This is a genomic window from Pararhodospirillum photometricum DSM 122 (assembly GCF_000284415.1).
Taxonomy (GTDB): Bacteria; Pseudomonadota; Alphaproteobacteria; order Rhodospirillales; family Rhodospirillaceae; genus Pararhodospirillum; species Pararhodospirillum photometricum.
On record NC_017059.1, the window covers coordinates 638,192 to 663,794 of the forward strand.

Genomic DNA, 25,603 nt, shown 5'->3' on the forward strand with positions numbered 1-25,603 from the left:
AGCGCTCCTTGTACCGAAACGGTAAACTTCCCGTTTAGGGGCCTGGGGAGGCCGCGCCTCCCCAGCCTTCTTTCCTTATTTTTCTTCCGTCTTCCCAACCAATCCCTCGATCACTCCCACTCAATCGTCCCCGGCGGCTTCGAGGTCACGTCGTAGGTGACGCGGTTGATGCCCTTGACTTCGTTGATGATACGGTTGGAGACGCGGGAGAGGAAGGCGGCGTCGAAGGGGAAGAAGTCGGCGGTCATGCCGTCGGTGGAGGTGACGGCGCGCAGGGCCAGGGCGTAGTCGTAGCTGCGGGAATCGCCCATGACGCCGACGGTGCGCACCGGCAACAGCACGGCGAAGGCCTGCCAGATGGCATCGTAGAGGCCGGCGGCGCGGATTTCTTCCAGATAAATGGCGTCGGCCTTGCGCAGCAGGTCGAGCAGTTCGCGGGTTAGCGGCTGGCCGGGGATGCGGATGGCGAGGCCGGGGCCCGGGAAGGGGTGGCGGCCGACCATGGTGTCGGGCAGGCCCAATTCGCGGCCCAGGGCCCGGACCTCGTCCTTGAACAGGTCGCGCAGGGGCTCGACCAGGGCCATATTCATGCGCTCGGGCAGGCCGCCGACGTTGTGGTGGCTCTTGATGGTGACGCTGGGGCCGCCGGCAAACGAGACGCTCTCGATAACGTCGGGATAGAGGGTGCCCTGGGCCAGGAAGTCGGCGCCGCCGACCTTTTTGGCTTCTTCCTCGAACACGTCGATAAACGTGGCGCCGATGATCTTGCGCTTTTGCTCGGGGTCGGTGAGGCCGTCGAGGCGCTGCAAGAACAGGTCCGAGGCTTCGCGGTGGACGAGGCGGATGTTGAAGCGGTCGCGAAAGACGCTCACCACTTCCTCGGCCTCGCCGGCCCGCATGAAGCCGTGATCGACGAGCACGCACACCAGTTGGTCGCCGATGGCCTCGTGGATGAGGGCGGCGGCGACCGAGCTATCCACGCCGCCCGACAGGCCGCACAGTACGCGCTTGGAGCCGACCTGCTGGCGGATGCGGGCAATGGCTTGGTCGCGGAAGGCGGCCATGGTCCAGGTCCCCTGACACCCGCAAATCGTGTGGGTAAAGGTGCGCAGCAATTGGGCGCCGTGGGGCGTATGGACTACCTCGGGGTGGAACTGCACGCCATAGAAGCGGCGGGCTTCGTCGGCGATGGCGGCGAACGGGGCGCCCTCGCTGGTGGCGACCACGGCGAAGCCCTCGGGCAGGGCGATGACGCGATCGCCGTGGCTCATCCACACCTGTTCGCGCTGGCCCGAGGCCCAGACGTCCTCGAACAAGGCGCAGGTCCCGGTGACCTCGACGAAGGCGCGGCCGAATTCACGGTGATCTGGGGCTTCGACGCGTCCGCCCAACTGGGCGACCATGGTTTGCTGGCCGTAGCAGATGCCGAGCACGGGCAAGCCCAGGGTGAAAAGCGCCTGGGGGGCGCGGGGCGAGCCTTCGCCGATGACCGAGGCCGGCCCTCCCGAAAGGATGACGCCCGCCGGTCCGAACGCGCGGATGCTGTCCTCGCTGACCTTATTAAAAGGATGGACCTCGCAATACACACCGCTTTCCCGCACCCGGCGCGCGATGAGCTGCGTCACCTGGGACCCGAAATCGATGATGAGAATCCGTTCGGAGGGAGTATCCGCCATGGTCTCGCCGTTCTTTGGAAGAGGGAAAAGGGGCTAGAGCCCCTCGGGAGGGGAGATTACCGTGTTTGCCCCCTTGGGAAAACCGCTTTCACGGGGAAAAGCGGGCGAGAGAAAAGGAAGGCTGGGGAAGCGAGGCCTCCCCAGGCCCCTCCCTTTGGGGGGGATGTTTCACGCAAAGGGGCTCCATGACGGTGGGGCCTGGGGAGGCCCCGCTTCCCCAGTCTGTCTCAGGGCTTCTAACCTCCGCCAAAATATCCTATCTTTCAAAGACATGCCCCCGCGCGAGGGAGATTCCCCATGACGGATACCACCGCAACCGCCCAGGCCACCGGCCGCTGGTCGTTCTGGATCGATCGCGGGGGCACCTTCACCGACATCGTGGCGCGGGATCCTTGGGGCACCATCCACACCCGAAAGCTGCTCTCGGACAACCCCAGCCAATATGCCGACGCTGCCCTGGCCGGCATTCGTTCCCTGCTGGGCCTGGGCCCGGGGCACGACATTCCCGAGGGCAGCATCGAGTCCGTGCGCATGGGAACCACGGTGGCCACCAATGCCTTGCTAGAACGCAAGGGCGCGCGCTGCGTTCTGGTGATCACCCGGGGGTTTGCCGATCTGCCGCGCATTGGGGACCAGGACCGGCCCGACCTGTTTGCCCGCGAGATCCTTCTGCCCGACTTGCTGCATGAACGGGTGATCGAGGCCCGCGAGCGCGTGACCGTCGAGGGCCACGTGCTGGAGGTCCTCGACGAATACGCCCTGCGCGATGGCCTCCAGGCGGCCTTCGACGATGGCCTGCGGGCCTGTGCCATTGCCTTTTTGCACGGCTACCGGCATCCGGCCCATGAGCAAAAGGCCGCCGCCCTGGCCGAGCGGATCGGCTTTACTCAGATTTCGGTCAGTCACCGGGTGAGCCCGCTCATCAAGCTGGTGGGCCGTACCGACACCACCATTGTCGATGCCAGCTTGTCGCCGCCCTTGCGCCAGCATGTCGAGCGCCTCTCGGTGGCCTTGAACGGCACCCGGCTGCTGTTCATGCAGTCGAACGGCGGCTTGGTGGAGGCGCCGTTGTTCCAGGGCAAGGACGCCTTGCTCTCGGGGCCGGCCGGCGGGGTGGTGGGCTGTGTGCGCATGGCGGCCGAGGCCGGGGTGGACCGGGTCATCGGCTTTGACATGGGCGGCACCTCGACCGACGTCTCCCATTACGCCGGCACCTTGGAGCGCGTGTTCGAAACCCGGCTGGCCGGGGTGCGGGTGCGCGCGCCCATGATGCGGATCCACACGGTGGCGGCGGGAGGCGGCTCGATCGTCCACTATGATGGCGCCCGGTTGTGCGTGGGCCCGCGCTCGGCGGGGGCGGATCCGGGGCCGGCCTGTTATCGCCGGGGCGGGCCGCCGACCGTGACCGATGCCAATGCGGTTCTCGGCCGGCTGCAACCGGCGCACTTCCCGGCGGTGTTTGGCCCCGATGGCGACCAGCCCCTGGATGCCGGGGCGGCGCGTCGGGCCTTTGCCCATTTAGCAGTCGCGCTGGGCGATGGCCGCCCGCCGGAAGCGGTGGCCGAGGCCGTGTTGGATTTGGCGGTGGAAACCAGTGGCCGGCGCCATTCGGACCCTGACCACGGCGCGGGGCCACGATGTGGCCACCCATGCCTTGGTGTGTTTTGGGGGGCCGGTGGCCAGCACGCCACGTTGGTGGCCGATGCCCTGGGGATGGACCGGGTCCTGATTCATCCGCTGGCGGGGTTGTTGTCGGCGTGGGGCATGGGCTTTGCCGATCTGCGGATCTTGAACGAACAAAGCCTGGAGGTTCCCCTGTCGGCCGAGACCCTGCCGATCGTGACGGCCGCGTGGACCCGGCTAGAGAGCAAGGGCCGCCAAGCCCTGGCTCTTCAAGGCGCGCCCATGGACCGGACCCGGGCCGAACGGCGCTTGCAGATCCGCTATGCCGGGGCCGATACCGCGTTGGAGGTGCCGGCCGGCAGCCTGGAAACCATGGCCGAGGCCTTTTGCGCGCTCCATCGCGCCCGCTTTGGCTTCGATCTCGACCGCCCGATGGTGGCCGCCACGGTGTTGGTCGAGGTGGTGGCCCAGGCCGAGGACGCCTTTGCCACCCCGGCGCCCAGCCTTGGGGCGGAACGAAGCACCCGGGRCGCGGCCCAAACGCCCGAGGCCATTGATCACGTGACCTTGTTCAAGGGGGGCCGCTGGGTCACAACCCCGATTTATGACCGACCATCGCTGACCGTGGGCGTGGTGATCCCGGGGCCGGCGCTGTTGGTGGATCCGGGCTCGACCACGGTGGTGGATTTGGACTGGCAAGCCACGGTGACTCCGGTTGGGCATCTGGAACTCACGCGCCGGAGTGCACGACCGCTGCGGGCCTCGTTGGGCACGGCGCCCGACCCCCTGCGCCTGGAACTGTTCAACGCCCGCTTCATGGCCATTGCCGAGCAGATGGGCGCGGTCCTGCGCAACACCGCCCACTCGGTCAACATCAAGGAACGGCTCGATTTTTCCTGTGCCCTGTTCGACGCCACGGGCGCCCTCATTGCCAATGCGCCGCATGTTCCAGTCCACCTGGGCTCGATGGGCGAAAGCGTGCGGGCGGTGCGTGCCGCCCATCTCCACACCCTGGCGCCGGGCGACGTTTTCGTGACCAATGCCCCCTACAATGGCGGCACCCACCTGCCCGACCTGACGGTGGTCACGCCGGTGTTCCACGGTCGCCAAGTGGTGTTCTGGGTGGCAAGCCGGGGGCATCACGCCGACGTGGGCGGCACCACCCCGGGCTCCATGCCGCCAGACAGCCGGGTGCTGACCGACGAAGGCGTGCTCCTTGATGCCGTCCCCCTGATGAAAGACGGTGTGTTTCTCGAGCAGGATCTGCGCCGGCGCTTGGCGGCGGGACCGTGGCCGGCCCGCAATCCCGACCAGAACATCGCCGACCTGCGGGCCCAGGTGGCGGCCAACCGGGCCGGCATTCTCGAGATCGAGCGCATGATCACCGACATGGGGATGGAGGTGGTCGAGGCGGCCATGAGGCATGTCCAGGACAACGCCGAGGAACTGGTCCGCCGGGTGCTGGTCGGCCTGGGCGGTGGCACCTTTGAGACCCGCCTCGACGACGGCGGCCTGATTCGGGTGACACTGTCCGTTGATCCGGGCGAGCGCAGCGCGGTGATCGACTTCACCGGCACCTCACCGCAAAGCAGCGGCAACACCAACGCCCCGCTGGCCGTTACCCGGGCTGCTGTCTTGTATGTGATCCGCACCTTGGTGGAGGCGCCGATTCCCCTCAACGAGGGCTGTCTCAAGCCGATCACCCTCGTGGTCCCCCGGGGCTGTCTGCTCAATCCGGTGCCTCCGGCGGCGGTGGTGGCCGGCAATGTGGAGACCAGCCAGTTGGTGGTCGATGCCTTGTATGGGGCTTTAGGCCTCCTGGCCGGCAGCCAGGGCACCATGAACAACCTGACCTTCGGCGACGACACCGTGCAGTATTATGAAACGCTGTGCGGCGGGGCGGGGGCCGGGCCGGGGTTCGAGGGCGCGTCGGGGGTGCATACCCACATGACCAACAGCCGCCTGACCGATCCCGAGATTTTGGAACTGCGCTTCCCGGTGCTTGTCGATGCCTTTGCCCTGCGCCGGGGCTCTGGCGGCGAGGGCCACTGGCGCGGAGGCGACGGCGTCGTGCGTCGGTTGTGCTTCCGCAAGCCGATGATGGCGGCGGTCGTCTCCAACCGGCGGGACTACCCGCCCCATGGATTGGCCGGGGGCGAACCGGGCCTGTGTGGCGTCAACCGGGTGGAGCGGGTGACCGGCCAGTTGGAGTTCCTGCCGGCGACCACTCGGCTCCTCCTGAACGCCGGCGACACTTTGGTGATTGAAACCCCGGGCGGCGGCGGCTTTGGCCGGGTGGGCGAACAAGACGACCCCCAAACGCTTTGATTCCTTTTTAAGGAAAGGAGAGCCTGACGACAGGACAGAGTTTAAAAAGAATGGAGTGAATTGAAAGAATACGAAAATAAATTGCTTCAATTATTTGGGGCAAGCCTATCAAGGTTTAGGTCAGCTATACTTCATACAGAGGAAGAAGTAAGTTTAGACGAATATTCAACGATTCGTTTGTTTTGTATAAAGAAGATGCTTATTCTTGTTGTAATAGGCTATTTATTTTCGGAAGAAAGTATGGCTAATGACTTAATCCATAAGTACCAAGATTTTCATCTCTCATATTTACAATTGCTACAGAATGAAAAAAAGATTGAGCCATTGAAGCAGATTTAATAACGACTTTTTGGCATATAATAAAGCCATGAGCGCCTTTATGGAGAGCCAGGTGTCGGAGAAGGACCATTCGTGAAATGCAGTCGGTAGACTTATTACTTAGAGTTTAGATAGCTCATCCCTCCCGTGGTCATCCCCTCAGAGGGTATCGCCCGTTAATTAAGGGCGCTTACCTTAGCTCCTTCCCTATTTAAGCCAAGTCATCATGGCTTAAATAACGATCCAGCCGCATAAGGGGGGATGGCAGACTCCCCCCAAACCCTCGGCGAGGCCGCTTCGTCGAGCCCCCTGGTGTGGGTGAAAATCGTGCGCGCCTTTTTGCCGCCGCCCCTGCCACCGAAATCGTCGATTAATGTACTGGTATTTTTATAACTTCTAAGTTTGACGAAACACACCTTGGGGCGTCTGAACCACAATGCAGCCGACAAAATGAACAGGGGGCGTGGGGGACGACCGTCCCCCACCCTTTCCTTTTCCCCCTTCCCTTTCCTCCCCCTCCCTTACCTCTACGGCAAACTCTCAGGCCACCCCGTGAGGCGATCGCTGGGCTCTGGGAGGGACCAGGGGCGGCGGTGGTGGCCGAGGCGTTCGGCGACCCAAAGGGCGGCTTGGAGGCCGTCTTCGTGGAAGCCGTCGCCGCACCAAGCGCCGCAGTACCAGATGTTGCCTTGGCCCTGGAGCTTCCACAGTTCCTTGCGGGCGGCGAGGGTGTCGAGGGTAATCAGGGGGTGGTGGTAGACCATCCGGCCGAGAACGCCCTCGGCGTCGGGGCGCAAGGGGGGATTGAGGCTGAGGAACAGGGGGTGGGAGCGGTCGAAGCCGTGCAGGTGGTTGAGCCAGGTGGTGACGGAGGCGGTCCACTCCACCGAGCGCTGGCGTTGAACCAGGGCATTCCACGCGGCCCAGGCCTCGGCCCGGTGGGGCATGAGAGCGAGGTCTTGGTGCAGCCACACTTCGTTGGCGCGGGTGTGGAAGGGGCTGAGGAGGCGGCGTTCGTCGGGGGTGGGCTCGTCGAGCAGGGCGAGGGCCTGGGGGGCGTGGGTGGCGACCACGACGTGGTCGTAGAGGTGGGAGCCGCCGCGCTCGTCCTCGACCAATACGCCGCCGGCGCAGCGGATCAGGCGCTTGGCCCCGGTGTGGAGCTTGATCTCGGTGACGTAGGGGGCGGTGAGGCGCTGGAGGTATTCGCGAGCGCCGCCGGTGACGGTGCGCCAGCCTGGGTTGGGGCGCAGCGAGAGCAGGCCGTGGCTTTGGAAGAAGCGGATGAAGGCGGCGGCGGGGTGGGCTTCCATGTCCTGGGGCGGGCACGACCAGACGGCGGCGCCGAGCGGCAGCAGGTGGTCTTCGACGAGGGCGGGGGGATAGTTTTGCAAGAGGAGGTACTGGGCCAGGGTGAGGGTATCGGCCTGGGGATCCTTGAGGAAGGCGGGGGCTTCGCGGTAAAAGCGGAGCCAGCCGCGCAGCATGGACCAGAAGCGGGGCTTGACCAGATTGGTTGGCTGGGCCAGGAGGCCGACGAGACCGTTGTTGCGGGCGTATTCGACTCGGCCGTCGTCGATGGACACTGAGAACGACAGGTCGGCGGCTTGGGTGGGGACGCCGAGGTGGGCGAACAGGGCCGAGAGATTTCGATAATTACTTTCATTATAAAGAATAAATCCGGCATCAACCGGCACGCGCGCCCCTTTGCCCAAGGGCGCTTCCACGGTGTTGGTATGCCCTCCGGGGCGGAAGTCCTTTTCTAAAACGGTAACGGTATGGCGTTTGGCCAGCAGCCAAGCGGCGGCCATTCCGGCGATACCCGAACCGATGACGGCGATGTTGAGTGGGGCGGAAGAGGTCATGACGCGGTCGCGCTCCTCTGTTGCACGGTCGATCCCCATGGCGGATCATGAGAGTATCGCAAGGGCGCCCTGGGGGCCACCAGGGGAGCCATGGTTTACAGAGAGGTAAGGCGTGTTGGTTTCCTTGAACGGGGGAGGGGGCGCATGACCAGTTTGGTCCTTCCCGCCCAGGATCACGCGGCCTTGATCGAGGCCATCGCCCGTGATCGCGACCGCACGGCGTTTGCCGAGTTGTTTCGCTATTTCGCCCCCCGGGTGAAAGCCTATCTGCGCCGGCTGGGGGCTCCCGATGCGGTGGCGGAAGAGCTGGCTCAGGAGACCTTGCTGTCGGTGTGGCGCAAGGCGGATCGCTATGACGCGACGAAGGCCGGGGCCAGCACGTGGATTTTCACCATCGCGAGAAATCTGCGCATTGATCTGTTGCGTAGGGAACAGCGACCCGACCTGGATCCTGAGGACCCAGTGTTGGTGCCCGAGGCGCCGGTGGCGGCCGACCACGCCTTGGAGACGCAGCGGCGCGAGAACCGCGTGCGCGTGGCCCTGGGCCATTTGCCCGCCGAGCAGGCCGAAGTGGTGCGCCTTGCCTTTTTTGAGGACCTGACTCACGCCGATGTGGCGGAAAAGTTGGGAATTCCGCTGGGAACCGTGAAATCCCGGTTGCGGCTGGCCTTTGCCAAGGTCCGCGGCCACGTAGGAGACGATCCGTCATGACCGAGTCTCTCTTTGGGGCCGACGCGCCGCGGCTGATCATGAAGCATCACCCGAGCAGTGTCTTGCTGACCGCCTACGCCGCTGGGACCTTGACACAGGCCCCCTCCCTGCTGGTCGCGACCCACATCACCTTTTGCACCAACTGCCGCTCGGCGGTGACGGACATGGAGGCTTTGGGCGGCGCGCTGGTGGAGAGCCTGGAGCCTGTGGCCTTGGCGGAGGACGCCTTGGACGCGGTGCTGGCGCGGCTTGACCAACCGGTCGCGCCGACGGTGATCCAGGCCGCCGTGGCCCCCGTGGGCGAGGCCGCCTTGCTGCCGGCGCCCGTGCGGGCCTTTTTTGCCGGCCTTGGTCAAGGGGCGTCTGCCCTGGCGGCGGATGGGGCCCGGCATCCGCCACCTCCCCCTGATCGGCCGCCAAGCCGACGGCACCAGCGCCCGCCTGCTCGCCGTCGATCCCCGCACCCCTCTGCCCGAGCATGGGCACGGCGGCAACGAATACACCATTGTTCTGCAAGGCGGCTTCGCCGACGAAACCGGGACCTACACCCAAGGTGACGTCGCCGAGCTTGACGAAAACGTCACCCACCGCCCCGTGGTCGGCAACGAGCCCTGCCTCTGCCTCGTCGTCACCGGCGCCCCCCTGCGCTTCACCCAAGCCCTGCCGCGCCTGCTTCAGCCGCTGTTCGGGCTTTGAAGGGGGTGTTTCGCTTCGGGAACACGGGGCTGTCGCCCCGGACCCCACCTGGAGGCTGACGCCTCCAGACCTCCGCTTTCTTTTATTAATTGGCCCTCCCCTCCCCCTCCTTTTGAAAAGCACGCTTTTCAAAAGGAGGGGGAGGGGAGGGCCATGAACAGAAGAAAAAGGGGTCTGGGGCATCGCCCCAGGCGGGGCCCGGGTCGGCAGCCCCGCGTCGCCGAAGCGAAGCACCCCCGTCCAATGCGCGAGGGCTGTGGAAAAAAAACAGCCAACGGGGGCGGAACGGGTGGGGTGCGCTTGACAAAAAGGGGGAGGGCGCGCTATGTAGCACTCACCGAGGGGGAGTGCTAACAACAGGCTCTCGCCTCGGGTCCCAAAGCCCCGCAAGGGGGAATTCACGGAGGCCTATACATGAACTTCCGCCCGCTGCATGACCGCGTTCTCATCAAGCGTCTGGAGAGCGAGGAAAAGACCGCTGGTGGCATCATCATCCCCGACACCGCCAAGGAAAAGCCCCAGGAGGGCGAGGTGATCGCGGTTGGCTCCGGAGTGCGTGGCGACGACGGCAAGCTGGTTGCGCTGGATGTCAAGCCGGGTGACCGCATTCTGTTCGGCAAGTGGTCCGGCACTGAAGTGAAGCTGAATGGGGTCGAGTACCTCATCATGAAGGAATCGGACATTATGGGCATCGTCGGCTAAGGCCGCGCGAGAACCGACGTTTCCGAAGACCTGTCCGACTGACTGATGAGATAAGGGAAAAACCGATATGTCTGCCAAAGACGTCAAGTTCTCTGCCGACGCCCGTGAGCGTATGCTGCGCGGTGTGGACATTCTGGCGCACGCTGTTAAGGTGACGCTGGGTCCCAAGGGCCGCAATGTTGTGATTGAGAAGTCCTTCGGCGCGCCGCGCATCACGAAGGACGGCGTGTCCGTGGCCAAGGAAATTGTCCTTCAGGACAAGTTCGAGAACATGGGCGCCCAGATGGTTAAGGAGGTCGCCTCCAAGACCGCTGATATCGCTGGCGATGGCACCACCACCGCCACCGTGCTGGCCCAGGCGATCGTCCGCGAGGGCGTGAAGTCGGTGGCCGCCGGCATGAACCCGATGGATCTGAAGCGCGGTATTGATCTGGCCGTGGCCGCTGTGGTGGCCGACGTTCAGTCCCGCTCCAAGAAGATCAAGACCTCGGACGAAGTGGCCCAGGTTGGCACCATTTCCGCCAACGGCGACACCGAGGTGGGCAAGATCATTGCCACCGCCATGGAAAAGGTTGGCAACGAGGGCGTCATCACGGTTGAAGAGGCCAAGGGCCTGGAGACCGAGCTGGACGTCGTCGAGGGGATGCAGTTCGACCGCGGCTACCTGTCGCCGTACTTCATCACCAACGCCGAGAAGATGATCGCCGAGCTGGATAATCCCTACATCCTGCTCCACGAGAAGAAGCTCTCTGGCCTGCAGCCGCTGCTGCCGGTTCTGGAGACCGTCGTTCAGTCCGGTCGTCCGCTGCTGATCATCGCCGAGGACATCGAGGGCGAAGCCCTGGCCACCTTGGTGGTCAACAAGCTGCGCGGTGGCCTGAAGGTCGCGGCCGTCAAGGCGCCGGGCTTCGGCGATCGCCGCAAGGCCATGCTGGAAGACATCGCCATCCTGACCGGTGGCCAGGTCATCAGCGAAGACCTGGGCATCAAGCTGGAGAGCGTCACCATCGACATGCTGGGCACCGCCAAGCGCGTGTCCCTGACGAAGGATGACACCACCATCGTTGATGGCGCTGGCGACAAGGCCGACATCGAGGCCCGTTGCACCCAGATCCGCGCTCAGATCGAAGAGACCTCCAGCGACTACGACCGCGAGAAGCTCCAGGAGCGTCTGGCGAAGCTGGCGGGCGGCGTGGCCGTGATCAAGGTTGGCGGCGCCACCGAGGTCGAGGTGAAGGAGAAGAAGGACCGCGTGGACGACGCCATGCACGCCACCCGCGCTGCGGTGGAAGAAGGCGTGGTTGCCGGTGGTGGCGTGGCTCTGCTGTATGCCACCCGCGCCCTGGCGTCCCTGAAGGGCGCCAACTCCGACCAGGATGTCGGCATCGAGATCATCCGCCGCGCTCTCCAGTCGCCGGTGCGTCAGATCGCCGAGAACGCCGGTGTTGATGGTGCCGTGGTTGCCGGCAAGCTGCTGGAGAACTCCGACAGCAACTTCGGCTTCAACGCCCAGACTGGCGTGTACGAGGATCTGGTGAAGGCCGGCGTGATCGACCCGACCAAGGTCGTGCGCGCTGCCCTGCAGGACGCCGCTTCCGTGGCCGGCCTGCTGATCACCACCGAAGCGATGATCGCCGACATTCCGGAGAAGAAGGACGCTGCTCCGGTCGGCGGTGGCATGGGCGGCATGGGCGACATGGGCTTCTAAGACCAAGCCCGCCCCGTCTTCGGGGTGTCGCGTGACGCCGATCTGCAAGGATCAGGGGCCGCTCCCGGTAACGGGGGCGGCCTCGCGTTATTGGGGGCGACCGAAACAAGACAGCATGGTCCAGGCTTGCGTTGCGTTCTCGCCCCCATTATGTGTAATTTCCTTTCGTCTCGGCGGCCCTTGGGGCTCGCCGTCCGTCGGAACGTCCATCGGGAGGGGTGATGGCGACGCAGCGGGTTAAGCTGGACCGCATCGACCGCAGGATCCTAGCCGATCTTCAAAACGACGGGCGCATGACCAACGTCGAACTGGCGCGCCGGGCTGGCATTTCGGCCCCGCCCTGCCTGCCGCCGGGTACGCGCCTTGGAAGAAGCCGGGTTTATCAAGGGCTACCACGCCGATCTGGATGTGAACGCCCTGGGCTTTCACGTCACGGTGTTTGCACAGGTGGGGCTTAACAGCCAAGCCGAGTCGGACCTCAAGGCCTTTGAGACCTTGGTCGGCGGCTGGCCTGAGGTGCGCGAGTGCCATATGCTGGCCGGCGAGACCGACTTTTTGCTGAAGATCGTGGCCCAGGACTGGGACGACTATCAGCGCTTCCTCACCTCCCGCCTGACCCCGGCCCCCAACGTGGCGCATGTCAAATCGGCTTTAGCGATCCGCACCGCCAAACTCCTGCCCGGCGTCCCGGTGCACGATGCCGAGGACCCACCGGGCGACGAGCCCGCCCCCGAGTAAGCCTCAGGGACCGAGGGGTCTGGGGAGGCCCGCCTCCCCAGCCTTCCTTTTCTCCTGCTCGCCCGGTCCCACGCCCACCCGCCGCCAAATATCCTCCGCCCTCTCCCCCGCCGCCCGCAACGCTGCCAAAGTCAAAGACTGGTCACGCTTGGCGTAGCGCTTGCCATCCGGGCCGACCAGCAGGGCATGGTGATGATAGCGCGGCGTTGGCAGGCCGAGCAGGGCCTGGAGCAGCCGATGCACGTGGGTCGCCTCGAACAGATCGCGGCCGCGCACCACGTCGGTGACGCCCTGGGCGGCATCGTCCACGGTCACGGCCAGATGGTAGCTAGTGGGGGTATCCTTGCGGGCGAGCACCACGTCGCCAAACAGCAGGGGCGTCGCCTCGACCTCGCCGGCCGTGGCGTCGTGCCACGTCAGGGGGCCGGTGCGCGCCAACGCCGCCGCGACATCCAGACGCAGGCAAGCCGGCTGCCCCGCTTGGTGGCGGGCCGCGCGCTCCTCGGCCGAGAGGGCGCGACAGGTGCCGGGATAGGGCGGCCCCTCGGGGCCATGGGGCGCTGACAGCCGCCGCGCCGCCTCGGCCTCAATCTCCTTGCGGGTGCAAAAACACGGGTACAGCAAGCCCATCGCGTCCAGCCGATCAAGCGCGGCCCGGTAGACAGCAAAGCGCCGGGACTGGATCCAAGGCGGCTCCTCCCAGCGCAGGCCAAGCCACGCCAAATCCTCGAAAATCGCCTGGACAAAAGCGGGACGGCAGCGGCTGGAGTCGATGTCTTCCAGGCGCAGCAGAAACCGCCCCTGCGCGCGTTGGGCAAGCTCGTGCGCGAGAAGGGCGGAATAGGCGTGCCCAAGGTGCAAGAGACCGGTCGGGCTGGGGGCAAAGCGGCTGATCACACCCACACTCATCTCGGAAGCGAACGAAAACGGATCCAAAAATCGCACCACGTTCTTGACAAAACTGTCATCCCCGCTTTTCACCAGAGTCAGTACAAGGTACCATGCCCGAGCGACGGAAAACCATGCCTGGGAAAGGATGGTGGCCTTGCGGATGTCAAAGATGGATGCCTGCCCGGCGTTGGTGCTGAACGCGGACTTTCAGCCGCTCAGTTATCTGCCGCTGTCCCTGTGGTCCTGGCAAGAGGCCGTTAAGGCCGTGTTCATGGACCGGGTCAACGTGGTCAGTGAATACGACTTTATCATCCGCTCTCCCACCCTGGAGATGCGCCTTCCCAGCGTCATTTCCCTCAAGGAATACGTTCCCACCGCGCCTCGGGCGGCTTTTACGCGCTTTAACGTCTTTTTGCGCGATGGTTTTACCTGCCAGTACTGCGGCACGCGCCTGCCCGCCCACGATCTGACCTTTGACCATGTGGTGCCGCGCTCCAAGGGGGGGCGCACCACCTGGGATAACGTTGTGGCGGCGTGCGGGCCTTGCAACATGCGCAAGGCCAACCGAACCCCGCGCGAGGCCAGTATGCCGTTGCGAAAACCGGCCATTGAGCCCACCGCCCATTGGCTGCGCAACGTTGGACGTTCCTTCCCGCCAGGCTATCTTCACGAAAGCTGGCGGGATTTTCTTTATTGGGACGTGGAACTCGAAACCTGACCCCTACGGAACCGAGGGGTCTGGGGAGGCTAGCCTCCCCAGACGTGCTTTTTTTCCAACGCGAGCGCTCGCAGCAAGGCCAGCAGCCCGCCGCCCAAAAACACCAAAACCACCGCCATCCCAGCGCGCTGCGAGCCGCTGAGGTCGGTGACCACCGCCACCCCGAGCGGCCCGAGAAACGCGGTGACCCGACCGGTCATGGCATAAAGACCAAAGATCTGGCTGCGGTGCTCTGGCGCAGCGGTGCGGGCCAGCCAAGTCCGCCCGGCCGCTTGGACCGGCCCGAAGAAAGTCCCCATCCCCACCGCCAAGCCGACAAACCACGCCGCCTCGCGCACCAGCAAAACCGCCGTGCCAAAGCCCAGAAGGCCAGCCAGCCCCAGCACGATGGTGCGCCCCGAGCCCAGGCGGTCGTCGATCCACCCGAAGGCGGCGGCGCCAAGGCCGGCACTGACGTTGAGCGCGATGCCAAACAAGATGATCTGATCAAAGCCAAGACCAAAGGTTCCCGCCGCGTAAATGCCACCAAAGGCGAACAAGGTGGTGATGCCATCGGTATAGAGCAACGAGGCCAGCAAGAACCACGCCAGCGCCGGCGATTGCCGCAAAACGGCCCGCACCGAGCGGCGTTCCGGGGGCGGCGCGAGGCGAGGCGGCCCCTCGGGCACAAAAACGAACAAGGGCCAGCCGAACACCACAATCCAGACCGCGACCAGCAGGCAGGTGGCCCGAACTGGCTCGGCCACCGCGGGATCCAGCCCCCACGGCGGCGGTTGGCTTTGGATCAGGGCCAACGCGCCCAGCAAGCAGGCCAAGCCGCCGGCATAGCCCAGGCCCCAGGCCCAGCCCGACAGGCGGCCCAGCCGGTGCGCCGGGCCGAGATCGGGCAGCATGGCATTATAGAAGACACAGCCGACCTCAAAAGCCACGGTTGTGACCCCGGCCAGGATCAAGGCCGGCAGCAATAACGCCGGATCGGGCCGCACCAAGGCCATGAGCGCCGTGCCACTCACCACCACGCTCATGGTCACCGCCAACCACGGCTTGCGCTGCCCCCGGCGATCGGCGCGGGCCCCGGCCCACGGGGCCAGGACGGCAATAGCCAGCCCGGCCGCCGCCATGGCATAGCCCCAAGCAGCGGTCCCCGTTGCCGGATCGGGCGCGAGGGCCCGGGTGACATAGGCCGAAAAAACAAAGGTGGTGATGACGGTGGGATAGGCCGAGTTGGCGAAATCGAACAAAGCCCAGGCGACCGCGGCGGCAGGGCGGGGGGCCATGGCTACAAGGCTCCGGTTTCAAACAAGGCCGCGAGACCCAGGCCGGCCGCGCTGGAGACCAGGACGGCCCCACGTCGTCCCGGAGCGCTCATCAGGTCGTGAAACAACCGAACGGTCAGCAAGGCGCCGACGGCCCCCACCGGGTGGCCCAACGCCAAGGTGCCGCCTCCCGGATTCACCGTGTCGGTGCCAAGGCCCAACTGGTTGAGGCAAGACAGCACCTGCCCAGCATACACTTCATTGATTTCAATCTGGTCCAGGCTGTCGAGCCCCAGGTCGCCGGCCCGGCGACACAGCCGGCGCGCGGCCGGGACGGCGCCTAGGCCCGAGAGCCCGGGATCCACCCCGCCGGCCACGCCATCAATCAGGCGCATCGCCCCCGGTGCACCCAAGGCGCGGGCCAAGGTGGCCTCCATGACCACAACGGCGGCGGCGCCATCGGCGGGGACGGCGCTGTTGCCGGTGGTTACGGTGCCTTCGGCGGCCAGGGGAGGTAGACGGGCCAGTCGGTCCACGCCCAGGCCGGCCCGCGGCGCCTCGTCGCCCTCGGGGTCGCCGCCCAGGACCGAGACGATCTCGAAGTCGAAGCGGCCGGCCTCGCGGGCGGCAAGGGTGCGGGTGTGGCTGGCGGCGGTGTAGGCATCTTGCTGGGCCCGATCGATGCCGCAAGCCCGGATCATGGCTTCGGCGGCCTGAACCACCGAGCTGTCGGCGCCGGCATCGCCGCAAAACGGCGTTTGGACCATGAAACGTGGCGTGGCCGTGGCCGAGAGCGGGCGCTCGACCATCCATGGCGCGGTGCTGGTGCTTTCAACGCCACCAGCCAGGATCAACCGGGCCGCCCCGGCCTGGATCATCCACAGCGCTTGCAAGATGGCTTCCAGACCCGAGGCGCATTGCATGTCCACGCTCACGGCGGGCACCTCGGGCGGCAGGCCGGCCTCCAGGGCACAGGCGCGGGCGATGTTGCCGCCGGAGCGGGCATTGCCCACGATGACCCGGTCCACTTCGGCTTCCTGCAAGCCGCAGTCGTCGAGCAAGGCGCGCAGGACCGGCGCCATCAGCCGAGGCGCCGAGAGGGTGCGAAACTGACCGCCGGCACGACCAATGGCCGTGCGCCGGGCCGCAAGGATGACCGCTTCGGGCATGGGGTGTTCTCCCCGGGTTAACGAGTTCTGAGAGCCGGCAGGCCCCGATGAACGGTGGCGGCGACCACGCCGGACAGGACGGCCTTGATCACATCGCCGGGCAGGAAAAGGACGGCAACCTGCAAGACCGCCTCCAGCGACAGGCCGCTGACCGCCATCCAGTAGGGAATGCCGCACAGGTATAGCACACCGATGCCGCCGCCCAGGCAGGCCAAGGTGCCGCGAACTACCGAGCCCGGGCGGCCCATCAGGTGGCTCAAGGCGCCAACGGCAAAGGCAGCCACGGGAAAGCCCAGAAAAAAGCCGCCCGTCGGCCCGGCCACCACGCCCAGGCCGCCGCGCCCGCCCGCCAGCAGGGGCAGGCCGATCAAAACGAGCAGCACAAACAAGAGCATGGCCCCCGCACCCCGGCGCGCGCCCAGGATCAGGCCGGCCAGCATGACGCCCATGGTCTGAGCCGAGATGAACAAGCCGAGCGGCAGGGTGATTTTGGGGAGCAGGCCGAGTGCCGCGATGATGGCGGCGAACAGGCCCATAAGAACGAGGTCACGGGGGGTGAGGCTGAGGCGCGGCATGGCGCGGGGGATCTCCACGGCAGAAGGAAAGGCCGGTTCGGGTATCATGCCGCCGTTGGTTCGTCATCGTCCAGTCATCAGTGGGAAAGAGTAAGGCTGGGGAGGCGAGCCTCCCCAGACCCCACCTTCCCTTTGGCCCTGCGATCGAAGCGAAGCTCTATGAATGGAGGGGTCTGGGGAGGCAAGCCTCCCCAGCCTTCATTTCCTCAAAGTCCAGTGGGTGAGTACCAGCACGGTCCCGCCCAAAAGAGCCGTCGCCGACAGCATAACAATGGAAAAAGCCCGATCAAACGCCAGCCGGGCGGCCTCGACCAACGCATCGCCATCGGGAAGCCCCGCCGCCACGCGCAGCGCGTCGTCAAGGCTCTCGCGGGCCACGACCGGGACCTCCGGCGGCAAGATCAGCGCCGCCGCATAAAGGACCGATAGCAAGCAGCCCAGCAAGGCCACCCCCAAGGCGCCGCCCAACTCGTACGACACCTCCTCGATCGACGCGGCCATGCCGGCCCGGCTCGGCGGCGCGTTGGCCAAAATGGCGCTCGACGCGCCGGTGGCCGCCGCGCCGAACCCCAGGCCCAAGAGGGTGAGCGAAACCAGCGTCCCCGCCTCGGCCCGGCCATGCAACAGCCCCAATCCGGCGCTGCCCAGGGCACACAGCGCCAAGGCCACAATCAACACCCGCTCACTGCCCCAGCGCGTCACCCCCAGCCCCGCCACCGGCCCGGCGACCAGCGAGGCCAACGGCAGCGGCAGAAGCAACAAAGCGGCCTCCAGCGGCGACAGCCCCCCCACCAACTGCACATGCTGAACAAACAGGTACTCCGCTCCGATCAGCGCGATCGAGGCAACAACCGCCCCCAGCACCCCGCCGGCAAACGCGGTGTGGCGAAACAGGCCAAAGTCGATGAGAGGCGAGGCCTGCCGGGCCTGACGGCGCACGAAAACCACCCCGGCCAGCCCGCCGATGGCCAGGGCCACCAGGGCGGCGGTCCCCGAGGGCACGGGACGGCTCGCCTCCTTCAACGCATAGGTCAGGGCAACCAAGGTGATGAGGATCAGCCCCGACCCCATGCCATCCCAGGGCCGGTCACTACACGGCGCGACCCGGGGCACCAGGGTAAGCGCTGGCAGCAACACCAGCAGCACGATCGGCACGTTGATCAGGAACACCGAGCCCCACCAGAACTCTTCCAGCAGCAGCCCCCCCAGCACCGGCCCCAGCATGGCGCCGCCCGAAGCGACCGCCGACCACACGCCAATGGCCAAGGCGCGTTCGCGCTCGTCGGTGAAGGTGTGGCGGATGATCGACAACGTGGCCGGCATCATCAAAGCGGCGCCGACCGCAAGGCAGGCCCGCGCGCCGATAAGGAGGGCTGGACTCGGGGCAAACGCGGCCAGGAGGGAGGCGAGGCCAAACACGACAAGGCCCAGGAGAAACAAAGGTTTGGGTCCTAACCGGTCGCCCAGGGTGCCGGTGCCCGGGAGCAAGCCGGCCACCACCAGCCCATAGGTGTTGACAATCCACAGGCTCTCGACCGCCGACGCTTCCAGGGCTGCGGTGAGGCGAGGCAGCGCGGTGTAGAGGACGGTCATGTCCACAACGATCAGGAAAAGCGCGGAGGACACCAGGACCAGGACGAGCCAGCGGCGGGTCGGGGAGAGGGGAGGCATGAACAACGGCCTTTCGGGGGAGGGAAGGCTGGGGAGGCTCGCCTCCCCAGACCCCTCGTTCCAAAAAAAGGGGACGAGAGGTTAAAGCTTTGCCGAGCGGCGTCGGTAGGCGAGGGCCTCGGCGATATGGGGGCGTTGCACGCTGTCGGCCCCTTCCAGGTCGGCCAGGGTTCGGGCGACCCGCAGCACCCGGTGATAGGCCCGGGCCGAAAGGTGCAGGTGTTCGGTTGCCTCGGCCAGCAAGGCCAACCCTGCTGCGTCGGGGGTGGCGACCTGGGTGAGGAGGTCGCCGTCGGCCAGGGCGTTGACCAGGATACCAAGGCCGGCGTAGCGCTCGGCTTGGCGCGCCCGCGCCTGGGCCACCCGGGCCGCCACGCTGGCCGAGGCCTCGCCCGGGGTTAGGCGGACCAAGTCCAGGGGGTGCACCGCCGGCACCTCGACGGTCAGGTCGAGGCGGTCGAGCAAGGGGCCGGACAGGCGGTTTTGATACTCCTCGGCACAGCGCGGCGCCCGCGAGCAGGCCCGGGCCGGGTCGTCGAGCCAGCCGCAGCGGCAGGGGTTCATGGCGGCCACCAACTGAAACCGCGCGGGATAGGTCACGCTTTGCGCGGCGCGGGCCACGCTGACTCGCCCGCTCTCCAGGGGTTGGCGCAGGGCCTCCAGGGCCGGGCGCTGGAACTCGGGCAGCTCATCGAGAAACAAGACGCCATTGTGCGCGAGGCTGATCTCGCCCGGTCGCGCGCGCGGGCCGCCCCCGGTCAGGGCAGCCGGAGTCGCGGTGTGGTGAGGGTCGCGAAACGGTCGGCGCCGCAGCAAACGTCCCCCCTCCAGCCGCCCGGCCACCGAGTGGATCATCGAGACCTCCAGCGCCTCGGCCGGGGTCAGGGGGGGCAGCAGGCTGGGCAGGCGCTGGGCCAGCATCGACTTGCCGGCTCCGGGGGGGCCGATCATCAGCAGGTTATGGCCGCCCGCCGCCGCGACCTCCAGGGCCCGGCGCGCCGATTCTTGGCCGCGCACATCGGCAAGGTCGGGCAGGGGGGGATTGCTGGTGTTGATCTCGGGCTGCGGCCGGGCCAGCGTGGTGACGCCCTTGAGGTGGTTGAGTAGGTCGAGGAGGCCGGGGGGCGCAAGAATCTCGTTGGCCCCGGCCCACGCCGCCTCGCCGCCCTGGGCTGCCGGACAGATCAGGCCCTTGTCGGCCCCTTGGGCGGCCAGCGCCGCTGGCAAGACACCGGCCACGGCGGCGATGGAGCCGTCCAGGCCCAACTCGCCCAGCACGACATAGCGGCTGACCAAGCCGGCCTCGAGGATCTGCATGCCGACCAGCAAGCCCAGAGCGATCGGCAGGTCGAAATGGCTGCCTTCCTTCAAGACATCGGCGGGGGCGAGATTGACGGTGATGCGCTTGGGCGGCAGGGCGAGGCCGATGGCGCTCAAGGCGCTGCGCACCCGTTCGCGGCTTTCCGCCACCGCCTTGTCGGGGAGGCCGACGATGGTGAACGCCGGCAAGCCCCCGGTGATCGAGACTTGAACATCAATGGCCAGGGTCTCGATCCCCTGGAAGGCGGTGGTGGCGATGTGCGCGATCATGGGCCCCTCTCTGGCGAGAGTATACCCGTTGGGCGCGCAGCTACCAGCGTTGAGTCGGGTCCAGCCAGATCACATGGTTGACCCAGGGCGCTTGTTCGCTGAAACGTTGATAGGTCCGCCGCGCCACCGTGTTGTCGGCCGGCACGATCCAGCGGACTTGCATCCAGTCGCGCTCGGCTCCCAGGCGGGCGATTTCCTCGACCACGGCCTGGGCCAGCCCGCGTCCGCGCGCGGCCGGATCGACGAACAGGTCATCAATCTGGCAGGCGCGCCGGCCGGAAATGGCCTCGGGAATGTCCATGAACAGGGCGAAGGCCAGAAGCTGGTCAGCCTCGAACGCCCCCAGGATCTCGACCGCCGGGTCGTCCAGCAAGGCCCGGGCCCGCTCGGGATCCACCGCCGGCGCGGTCTCGGCATGGCTCAAGGCGTGGGAATAGCCGGCCAGCAACACGGCAAACGCCGGCGTATCGGCCGCCTGCAACAAACGAAACGTGAGGGAACTCATGAGGAAACGCTCCTCCCCGGGGGGGACAGGGGGTGACGCCCAACGACCAAGCGGGGTCGAGACCCCAAACGACGAAGGGGTCCCGATGCTCTCGGAACCCCTTCTCGAACTGGTGGGCGCGACTGGGATTGAACCAGTGACCCCTACGATGTCAACGTAGTGCTCTCCCGCTGAGCTACGCGCCCGCCGCAGCGGAGGTCGGCTTTTTACCCATCTGACGCGGGGCTGGCAAGAGATTTTTGGACGCTTGATGAAAATTTCCCGGACCGGCTCCGCAACCTTGGGGCCTTGCTGTTTCTGGGCAGTGGCGGGGGGCGGGAGGCCTCCCTATAGTCAGGGGATGGACACGAGCCCGCGCGATCCCGCTTTGGAGATTCCCCCCTATCTGGTGCGTTCGCCGCAACGCCAGACCCTTCCCCTTGTGCTGTCCTCGCCCCACTCCGGCACCCATTACCCCGAGTCCTTTCTCGCCCAGGCCGCCTTGGATCCCGAGACCTTGCGTCGCTCCGAGGACACCTTCGTCGATCGCCTGTTTGGTGAGGCGCCGGCCCTGGGCGCTCCGCTGCTGCACGCCTTGTATCCCCGGGCCTACATCGATGTGAACCGCGAGCCCTATGAACTCGACCCGCAGATGTTCACCGATCCGCTGCCCGGCTATGTCAACCCGGCCAGCCCCCGGGTCGCGGCGGGGCTGGGGACGATTCCCCGGGTGGTCGGGGTGGGGGCCGAGATCTATCGTGACCGCCTACCCTTTACCGAGGCCTGCCGACGCATTGATGGCGTTTATCGCCCGTATCACGCGGCCCTGAGCGAACTGATTGCCCGCACCCGGACCCGCTTTGGGTTCTGTGTGCTGCTGGATTGCCACTCTATGCCCTCGACCGGGCCCGATGCCGGGGCCTGTGTGGCCGATGTGGTGCTGGGCGACCGGCATGGGCTGTCGTGCGTGGGGGACATTACCCAGGTGGCCGCCCGCTTCCTGAGCGCGGCCGGCCTGCGCGTGGTGCGCAACACCCCCTATGCCGGCGGGTTCACCACGGGCTTCTATGGCCGGCCGGCCGATGGCGTGCATGTGCTGCAAATCGAATTGGCCCGGCGCTTGTACATGGACGAGCTTACCCACGCGCCCAACGGCGGCTTTGCCCCCTTGAGTGCCTTGCTAACGCGCTTGGTCGCGCTTCTGGGGGAGATGCCGCCGTTATCCTTGCTGCCCCGCATGCCGCCTTGACGCCGCCTTAGCGTTCCGAAGGGGCTGGGGAGCTTGAAACTTTTTTTGCAAAAAACCTCTTGCCAGCCCCACGCTGGATGAGTAAAAAGCCGACCTCCGCTGCGGCGGGCGCGTAGCTCAGCGGGAGAGCACTACGTTGACATCGTAGGGGTCACTGGTTCAATCCCAGTCGCGCCCACCAATTCCAAAAGGGGTTCCGAGACCGTCGGAGCCCCTTTTGCTTTGCGCGAACGGCGGGCAGCGCAGGCAAGGGCCCAAACGTTAGAAGGCCCCCGCCCGGGGGTTTCCGGGGTCGGGGGCCTTGAGGGATCAACAGAACCACGGGTTGGGCTAGAACCCTTGGGGCCGGGATTTCTCCCGGGGACTCCACCACCGGGGCCATGCGAGCCAGGGGCGGTGTTGATCGTTGAGGGCGGAACCAGATCACCGGGAGGGAGCGGTGGGGGCTTCGACCTCATGGGTCTTTTATCTTCCTTTTTCGTCCCGAGGTCAAGATCTTAATCCGACCATAATGCTGGGAATTGTGGCGGCGATGAGACGGCCTTGGAAAAATTAGAAGGCCCCCGCCCGGGGGTTTCCGGGGTCGGGGGCCTTGAGGGACCAACAGAACCAGGGGTTGGGCTAGAACCCTTGGGGCCGGGGATACCCCGGGTACTCCGCCACCGGGGCCATGCGAGCCAGGGACGGTGTTGATCGTTGAGGGCGGGGCCGGGTCACCGGGAGGGAGGCGGTGGGGTCACGTCCTCATGGGTCTTTTTTCTCTCTTTTCGGCCCCGAGGTCAAGATCTTAATCCGACCATAATGCTGGGGATTGTGGCGTTCGCAAGGCTCAGGCGAGGCGCTGGCGGAACAAGCTTTCGTCTTGCAGGGCAATGTCAAGGCTGTCGGCGAACAGTCGGCCCCAGGTGGCCACGCCGGCCGGGGTGGCGACGAGGTCTTGGCGGATTTCGACCCCCAGATGGGCGAGGCCGGCCGGTTCGGCATGGACGGTGGCGGTGTAGCCGACCTCCTTGCCGGAGTAGGGCTGGTTGTCGCCCACGATGATGTCGGGATTGTTTTCCTGAAGCGGTCGGCCCACGGCGTCGGTCAGGCGTCGGTCGTGGTTATAGAGCAAGCCGATGTGCCAGGGCCGCGTGAGCCCTTGGAACACAGGCGTGAAGGTGTGCACGCAGACCAGAACCGGCGCCTTGCCGCCGTGCCACAGATGGGCCAGGCGCTCGGCCACGGCAAAATGGTAGGGCCAGAACAAGGCGTCGCGGCGGGCTTCTTGCTGGGACTCTGTGAGGGCGGCGTTGCCGGGGATGAGGTGTCCGTCGGCCTCGACCGGGAAGGCGCTGGGATCGCCGGGCGCCCGGTTCAGGTCAATCACCAAGCGGGAATAGGCCGCGAGCACGGCGCTTGCCTGAAAGGCGTCGGCCAAAAAGCGGGTGACGGCGGCGGCGCCAATATCCCAGCCCACGTGTTGAGCGAGCACCTCGTCGCCCACCCCCAGGTCAAGCGCCCGGGGCACCTGCTGGCCCGCGTGATCGCAGACGAACAGCAGCGGGCGGGGGCTCTCGGGGGTCAGAAGTGTGAAGGGCGGTGGATCCTCGGGGGTCAGGAGGGACATGCTGGCGCCTGTGGTTAGGGGCGAAAACTCATATTTTAATTCGGATATCCTGCTTTTACAGGCCCTTTATTCCTTAGGGCAAAATCCGTCTCGATCCCTTACGGCGGTTGGGGGCACGCTGAGGAGAAGGTCGGGAAGGCGCGGCCTGCCCAGACCCCTGTCTCCTGAAGACGCATGATCCCGCGAGTACGGTCTTTTTGAAAGATCAATATCATGTCGATTGACCTCGTTCTGGGCGCCCTAACGGGTGTCGGACTGTTCGTCTATCTGGGGTACGCCCTATTTTTCCCCGAGAGATTCTAGGGAAGTGCCATGGATGCCCATGAAATACTCACGCTTCTTCTGTTTTTGGCCGTCATTGCCGGGCTAACCCCGGTGTTGGGGCGCTTTTTATTTCGGGTGTTCTCTGGCGAGCGAACCGTGATGGCGGTCGTCGTGGGGCCGGTGGAGCGCCTGATCTATCGCCTGCTCGGCGTGCGACCGGAGCAGGAGCAATCTTGGTCCGCCTATGCGGTGTCGGTGCTTGCCCTCAATCTTGGTGGCTTCTTGCTGCTGTTTGGGCTGCTGCGGCTGCAAGGCGTGCTGCCGTTGAATCCGGTGGGTCTGGGGCCGATGGCGCCGGATCTGGCGTTCAACACGGCGGTCAGTTTTGTCACCAACACCAACTGGCAGGCCTATTCCGGCGAGACCACGCTGTCCTTGCTGTCGCAGATGGCCGGGTTGGGGGTGCAGAACTTCCTGTCGGCGGCGACCGGGCTTGCGGTGGCCGTCGCTCTTATGCGCGGCATCGCCCGGCGCTCGGCGCGCACGCTGGGGAATTTCTATGTCGATATGACCCGAGGGGTTCTGTACGTGCTGCTGCCCCTGTCGCTGGTCGGGGCCTTGATCCTCGTGCAGCAGGGCGTGCCCCAAACCCTGGAGGCCCGCACCGAGATCACCACGCTGGAGGGGTCCGCGCAGACCCTGGCCCTGGGCCCGGTGGCCTCGCAAATCGCCATCAAGACGCTCGGTACCAACGGCGGCGGCTTTTATGGCCAGAACGCCGCCCATCCCTTCGAGAACCCCACCCCGGTGAGCAATTTCCTCACGGTGGTCGCGATCTTTGCCCTGGGGGCGGCCCTGACCAATACCTACGGCCGCATGGTCGGTGACCAGCGCCAGGGCTGGGTCCTGCTGGGGGTGATGGGGGTTTTGTTCGTGGCGGGGGTTGGGATCGCTGGCGTGGCCGAGCATCAGGCCAACCCGGCTCTGGCCTCCCTGGGCCTCAGTCCGCCCCTGGCCCTGGAGGGCAAGGAGGTGCGCTTTGGCCTGGGCGACTCGACCTTGTTTGCGGTGGTGACCACGGCGGCGTCGTGCGGGGCGGTCAATGCCATGCACGACAGCCTGATGCCGTTGGCCGGCATGGTCTCGCTGGTCAACATGCTGTTGGGCGAGATCATCGTGGGCGGCGTCGGAGCCGGCTATTACGGCATGATGCTGTTTGTACTGCTGACCTTGTTCCTGGCCGGTCTGATGGTCGGGCGTACCCCTGAGTATCGCGGCAAGAAGATTGAGGCGCGCGAGATCACCTTAGCGGTTCTGGCCATCCTCGCTATGCCGCTGGGGGTGCTGGTCCTGGGGGCGGTGTCGGCGTTGGTGCCCTCGGCGGCGGCTTCAATGACCGCCGAGGGGCCGCACGGGCTGTCCCAGTTGATCTATGCCTACGCCTCGGCCACCGCCAACAACGGCTCGGCCTTTGCCGGCTTTGGCGCCAACACGCCTTGGCAAAACATCCTGCTGGGTCTTGCGATGCTGCTGGGGCGGTTTTTGGTGATTGTCCCGGTGCTGGCGATTGCCGGCAGCTTGGCCGCCAAGCGGGCAGCCCCCGAAACCAGCGGCACCTTTCCCACCCACGGCCCGGTGTTTGCCGCTTTGCTGCTCGGCGTAATCGTGGTGGTGGGGGGCCTGACCTTCACGCCGGTCCTGGTGCTGGGACCGATTGCTGATCATTTGACCTTGCTCCAGGGGGCGACGCCATGACGACAGG

At 66.0% G+C, this 25,603-nt stretch carries 19 protein-coding genes, 2 tRNA genes and 1 pseudogene; 11 read left to right on the forward strand and 11 right to left on the reverse strand.

The window, feature by feature from the left end:
- Window positions 1–110: 110 nt before the first annotated feature.
- Complete coding sequence (guaA, locus tag RSPPHO_RS02755; RefSeq protein ID WP_014413757.1) at window positions 111–1,676, reverse strand: glutamine-hydrolyzing GMP synthase; 1,566 nt, start codon at window positions 1,674–1,676, stop codon at window positions 111–113.
- Between the two features lie 297 nt (window positions 1,677–1,973).
- On the opposite strand from guaA, the gene RSPPHO_RS02760 reads away from it, so the two are divergent.
- The gene (locus RSPPHO_RS02760; protein WP_014413758.1) at window positions 1,974–5,627 is read left to right on the forward strand and encodes a hydantoinase B/oxoprolinase family protein; all 3,654 of its coding nucleotides are present in this window, start codon (window positions 1,974–1,976) and stop codon (window positions 5,625–5,627) included.
- 845 nt (window positions 5,628–6,472) lie between these two features.
- Here RSPPHO_RS02760 and RSPPHO_RS02765 read toward each other — a convergent pair.
- Window positions 6,473–7,810 (reverse strand): NAD(P)/FAD-dependent oxidoreductase, encoded by a 1,338-nt coding sequence (locus RSPPHO_RS02765; RefSeq protein WP_041793882.1) that lies wholly within the window; start codon window positions 7,808–7,810, stop codon window positions 6,473–6,475.
- 144 nt (window positions 7,811–7,954) lie between these two features.
- On the opposite strand from RSPPHO_RS02765, the gene RSPPHO_RS02770 reads away from it, so the two are divergent.
- The 5 genes and pseudogenes from RSPPHO_RS02770 (at window position 7,955) to RSPPHO_RS02790 (ending at window position 12,365) form a co-directional block, all read left to right on the forward strand.
- On the forward strand, window positions 7,955–8,521 hold the full coding sequence (locus RSPPHO_RS02770) for a sigma-70 family RNA polymerase sigma factor (protein ID WP_041793884.1): 567 nt from the start codon (window positions 7,955–7,957) through the stop codon (window positions 8,519–8,521).
- 339 nt (window positions 8,522–8,860) lie between these two features.
- Window positions 8,861–9,217 carry a cupin domain-containing protein gene (locus RSPPHO_RS20800; protein WP_014413761.1) on the forward strand — a complete coding sequence of 119 codons (357 nt, stop codon included), beginning with the start codon at window positions 8,861–8,863 and terminating at the stop codon, window positions 9,215–9,217.
- A gap of 414 nt (window positions 9,218–9,631) precedes the next feature.
- A complete protein-coding gene (gene groES, locus RSPPHO_RS02780; protein WP_014413762.1) occupies window positions 9,632–9,919 on the forward strand; it encodes a co-chaperone GroES in 288 nt (95 codons plus the stop codon).
- A 67-nt stretch (window positions 9,920–9,986) separates the two neighbouring features.
- On the forward strand, window positions 9,987–11,627 hold the full coding sequence (groL, locus tag RSPPHO_RS02785; RefSeq protein ID WP_014413763.1) for a chaperonin GroEL: 1,641 nt from the start codon (window positions 9,987–9,989) through the stop codon (window positions 11,625–11,627).
- Between the two features lie 221 nt (window positions 11,628–11,848).
- A pseudogene (locus tag RSPPHO_RS02790) lies at window positions 11,849–12,365 on the forward strand (Lrp/AsnC family transcriptional regulator).
- Between the two features lie 3 nt (window positions 12,366–12,368).
- On the opposite strand, the gene gluQRS reads toward RSPPHO_RS02790, so the two are convergent.
- Window positions 12,369–13,274, reverse strand: coding sequence for a tRNA glutamyl-Q(34) synthetase GluQRS (gene gluQRS / locus RSPPHO_RS02795; RefSeq protein WP_051013990.1), 906 nt, complete (start codon window positions 13,272–13,274; stop codon window positions 12,369–12,371).
- A 142-nt stretch (window positions 13,275–13,416) separates the two neighbouring features.
- On the opposite strand from gluQRS, the gene RSPPHO_RS02800 reads away from it, so the two are divergent.
- Window positions 13,417–13,974, forward strand: a complete 558-nt coding sequence (locus tag RSPPHO_RS02800) for an HNH endonuclease (protein ID WP_041796415.1) — start codon at window positions 13,417–13,419, stop codon at window positions 13,972–13,974.
- Window positions 13,975–14,003: 29 nt separating this feature from the next.
- Here RSPPHO_RS02800 and RSPPHO_RS02805 read toward each other — a convergent pair whose 3' ends face one another.
- From RSPPHO_RS02805 to RSPPHO_RS02835, 7 genes are all read right to left on the reverse strand, one after another.
- Window positions 14,004–15,251 carry an MFS transporter gene (locus tag RSPPHO_RS02805; RefSeq protein ID WP_014413767.1) on the reverse strand — a complete coding sequence of 416 codons (1,248 nt, stop codon included), beginning with the start codon at window positions 15,249–15,251 and terminating at the stop codon, window positions 14,004–14,006.
- A gap of 2 nt (window positions 15,252–15,253) precedes the next feature.
- Window positions 15,254–16,399, reverse strand: a complete 1,146-nt coding sequence (locus RSPPHO_RS02810; protein WP_041793885.1) for a thiolase family protein — start codon at window positions 16,397–16,399, stop codon at window positions 15,254–15,256.
- Window positions 16,400–16,416: 17 nt separating this feature from the next.
- Window positions 16,417–16,974 (reverse strand): biotin transporter BioY, encoded by a 558-nt coding sequence (locus tag RSPPHO_RS02815; protein WP_041796417.1) that lies wholly within the window; start codon window positions 16,972–16,974, stop codon window positions 16,417–16,419.
- A gap of 198 nt (window positions 16,975–17,172) precedes the next feature.
- Window positions 17,173–18,645, reverse strand: a complete 1,473-nt coding sequence (locus tag RSPPHO_RS02820; RefSeq protein ID WP_041793887.1) for an MFS transporter — start codon at window positions 18,643–18,645, stop codon at window positions 17,173–17,175.
- Window positions 18,646–18,726: 81 nt separating this feature from the next.
- Window positions 18,727–20,235, reverse strand: a complete 1,509-nt coding sequence (locus RSPPHO_RS02825) for a YifB family Mg chelatase-like AAA ATPase (RefSeq protein WP_014413771.1) — start codon at window positions 20,233–20,235, stop codon at window positions 18,727–18,729.
- A 40-nt stretch (window positions 20,236–20,275) separates the two neighbouring features.
- Window positions 20,276–20,740, reverse strand: a complete 465-nt coding sequence (locus RSPPHO_RS02830) for a GNAT family N-acetyltransferase (RefSeq protein WP_014413772.1) — start codon at window positions 20,738–20,740, stop codon at window positions 20,276–20,278.
- A gap of 110 nt (window positions 20,741–20,850) precedes the next feature.
- Window positions 20,851–20,925, reverse strand: a tRNA-Val gene (locus RSPPHO_RS02835).
- Between the two features lie 155 nt (window positions 20,926–21,080).
- Between RSPPHO_RS02835 and RSPPHO_RS02840 the strand changes: the two genes are divergently transcribed.
- Window positions 21,081–21,968: an N-formylglutamate amidohydrolase gene (locus RSPPHO_RS02840; protein ID WP_041793888.1), complete on the forward strand. Its 888-nt coding sequence runs from the start codon at window positions 21,081–21,083 to the stop codon at window positions 21,966–21,968.
- A 106-nt stretch (window positions 21,969–22,074) separates the two neighbouring features.
- Window positions 22,075–22,149, forward strand: a tRNA-Val gene (locus tag RSPPHO_RS02845).
- A 648-nt stretch (window positions 22,150–22,797) separates the two neighbouring features.
- On the opposite strand, the gene RSPPHO_RS02850 is transcribed toward RSPPHO_RS02845, so the two are convergent.
- Window positions 22,798–23,577: an N-formylglutamate amidohydrolase gene (locus tag RSPPHO_RS02850; RefSeq protein WP_014413774.1), complete on the reverse strand. Its 780-nt coding sequence runs from the start codon at window positions 23,575–23,577 to the stop codon at window positions 22,798–22,800.
- 213 nt (window positions 23,578–23,790) lie between these two features.
- Between RSPPHO_RS02850 and kdpF the strand changes: the two genes are divergently transcribed.
- Together kdpF and kdpA are read left to right on the forward strand one after the other, a co-directional pair.
- The gene (gene kdpF / locus RSPPHO_RS21875) at window positions 23,791–23,880 is read left to right on the forward strand and encodes a K(+)-transporting ATPase subunit F (protein WP_041793890.1); all 90 of its coding nucleotides are present in this window, start codon (window positions 23,791–23,793) and stop codon (window positions 23,878–23,880) included.
- A gap of 9 nt (window positions 23,881–23,889) precedes the next feature.
- Complete coding sequence (gene kdpA / locus RSPPHO_RS02860; RefSeq protein WP_014413775.1) at window positions 23,890–25,596, forward strand: potassium-transporting ATPase subunit KdpA; 1,707 nt, start codon at window positions 23,890–23,892, stop codon at window positions 25,594–25,596.
- Window positions 25,597–25,603: the final 7 nt, after the last annotated feature.

Bases quoted from the DNA above. Each gene is read 5' to 3' on its own strand.
- guaA (WP_014413757.1), bottom strand. From the start codon at position 1,676: ATGGCGGATACTCCCTCCGAACGGATTCTCATCATCGATTTCGGGTCC.
- RSPPHO_RS02765 (WP_041793882.1), bottom strand. From the start codon at position 7,810: ATGACCTCTTCCGCCCCACTCAACATCGCCGTCATCGGTTCGGGTATC.
- RSPPHO_RS02770 (WP_041793884.1), top strand. From the start codon at position 7,955: ATGACCAGTTTGGTCCTTCCCGCCCAGGATCACGCGGCCTTGATCGAG.
- groES (WP_014413762.1), top strand. From the start codon at position 9,632: ATGAACTTCCGCCCGCTGCATGACCGCGTTCTCATCAAGCGTCTGGAG.
- groL (WP_014413763.1), top strand. From the start codon at position 9,987: ATGTCTGCCAAAGACGTCAAGTTCTCTGCCGACGCCCGTGAGCGTATG.
- gluQRS (WP_051013990.1), bottom strand. From the start codon at position 13,274: ATGAGTGTGGGTGTGATCAGCCGCTTTGCCCCCAGCCCGACCGGTCTC.
- RSPPHO_RS02800 (WP_041796415.1), top strand. From the start codon at position 13,417: ATGTCAAAGATGGATGCCTGCCCGGCGTTGGTGCTGAACGCGGACTTT.
- RSPPHO_RS02805 (WP_014413767.1), bottom strand. From the start codon at position 15,251: ATGGCCCCCCGCCCTGCCGCCGCGGTCGCCTGGGCTTTGTTCGATTTC.
- RSPPHO_RS02810 (WP_041793885.1), bottom strand. From the start codon at position 16,399: ATGCCCGAAGCGGTCATCCTTGCGGCCCGGCGCACGGCCATTGGTCGT.
- RSPPHO_RS02815 (WP_041796417.1), bottom strand. From the start codon at position 16,974: ATGCCGCGCCTCAGCCTCACCCCCCGTGACCTCGTTCTTATGGGCCTG.
- RSPPHO_RS02820 (WP_041793887.1), bottom strand. From the start codon at position 18,645: ATGCCTCCCCTCTCCCCGACCCGCCGCTGGCTCGTCCTGGTCCTGGTG.
- RSPPHO_RS02825 (WP_014413771.1), bottom strand. From the start codon at position 20,235: ATGATCGCGCACATCGCCACCACCGCCTTCCAGGGGATCGAGACCCTG.
- RSPPHO_RS02830 (WP_014413772.1), bottom strand. From the start codon at position 20,740: ATGAGTTCCCTCACGTTTCGTTTGTTGCAGGCGGCCGATACGCCGGCG.
- RSPPHO_RS02840 (WP_041793888.1), top strand. From the start codon at position 21,081: ATGGACACGAGCCCGCGCGATCCCGCTTTGGAGATTCCCCCCTATCTG.
- RSPPHO_RS02850 (WP_014413774.1), bottom strand. From the start codon at position 23,577: ATGTCCCTCCTGACCCCCGAGGATCCACCGCCCTTCACACTTCTGACC.
- kdpF (WP_041793890.1), top strand. From the start codon at position 23,791: ATGTCGATTGACCTCGTTCTGGGCGCCCTAACGGGTGTCGGACTGTTC.
- kdpA (WP_014413775.1), top strand. From the start codon at position 23,890: ATGGATGCCCATGAAATACTCACGCTTCTTCTGTTTTTGGCCGTCATT.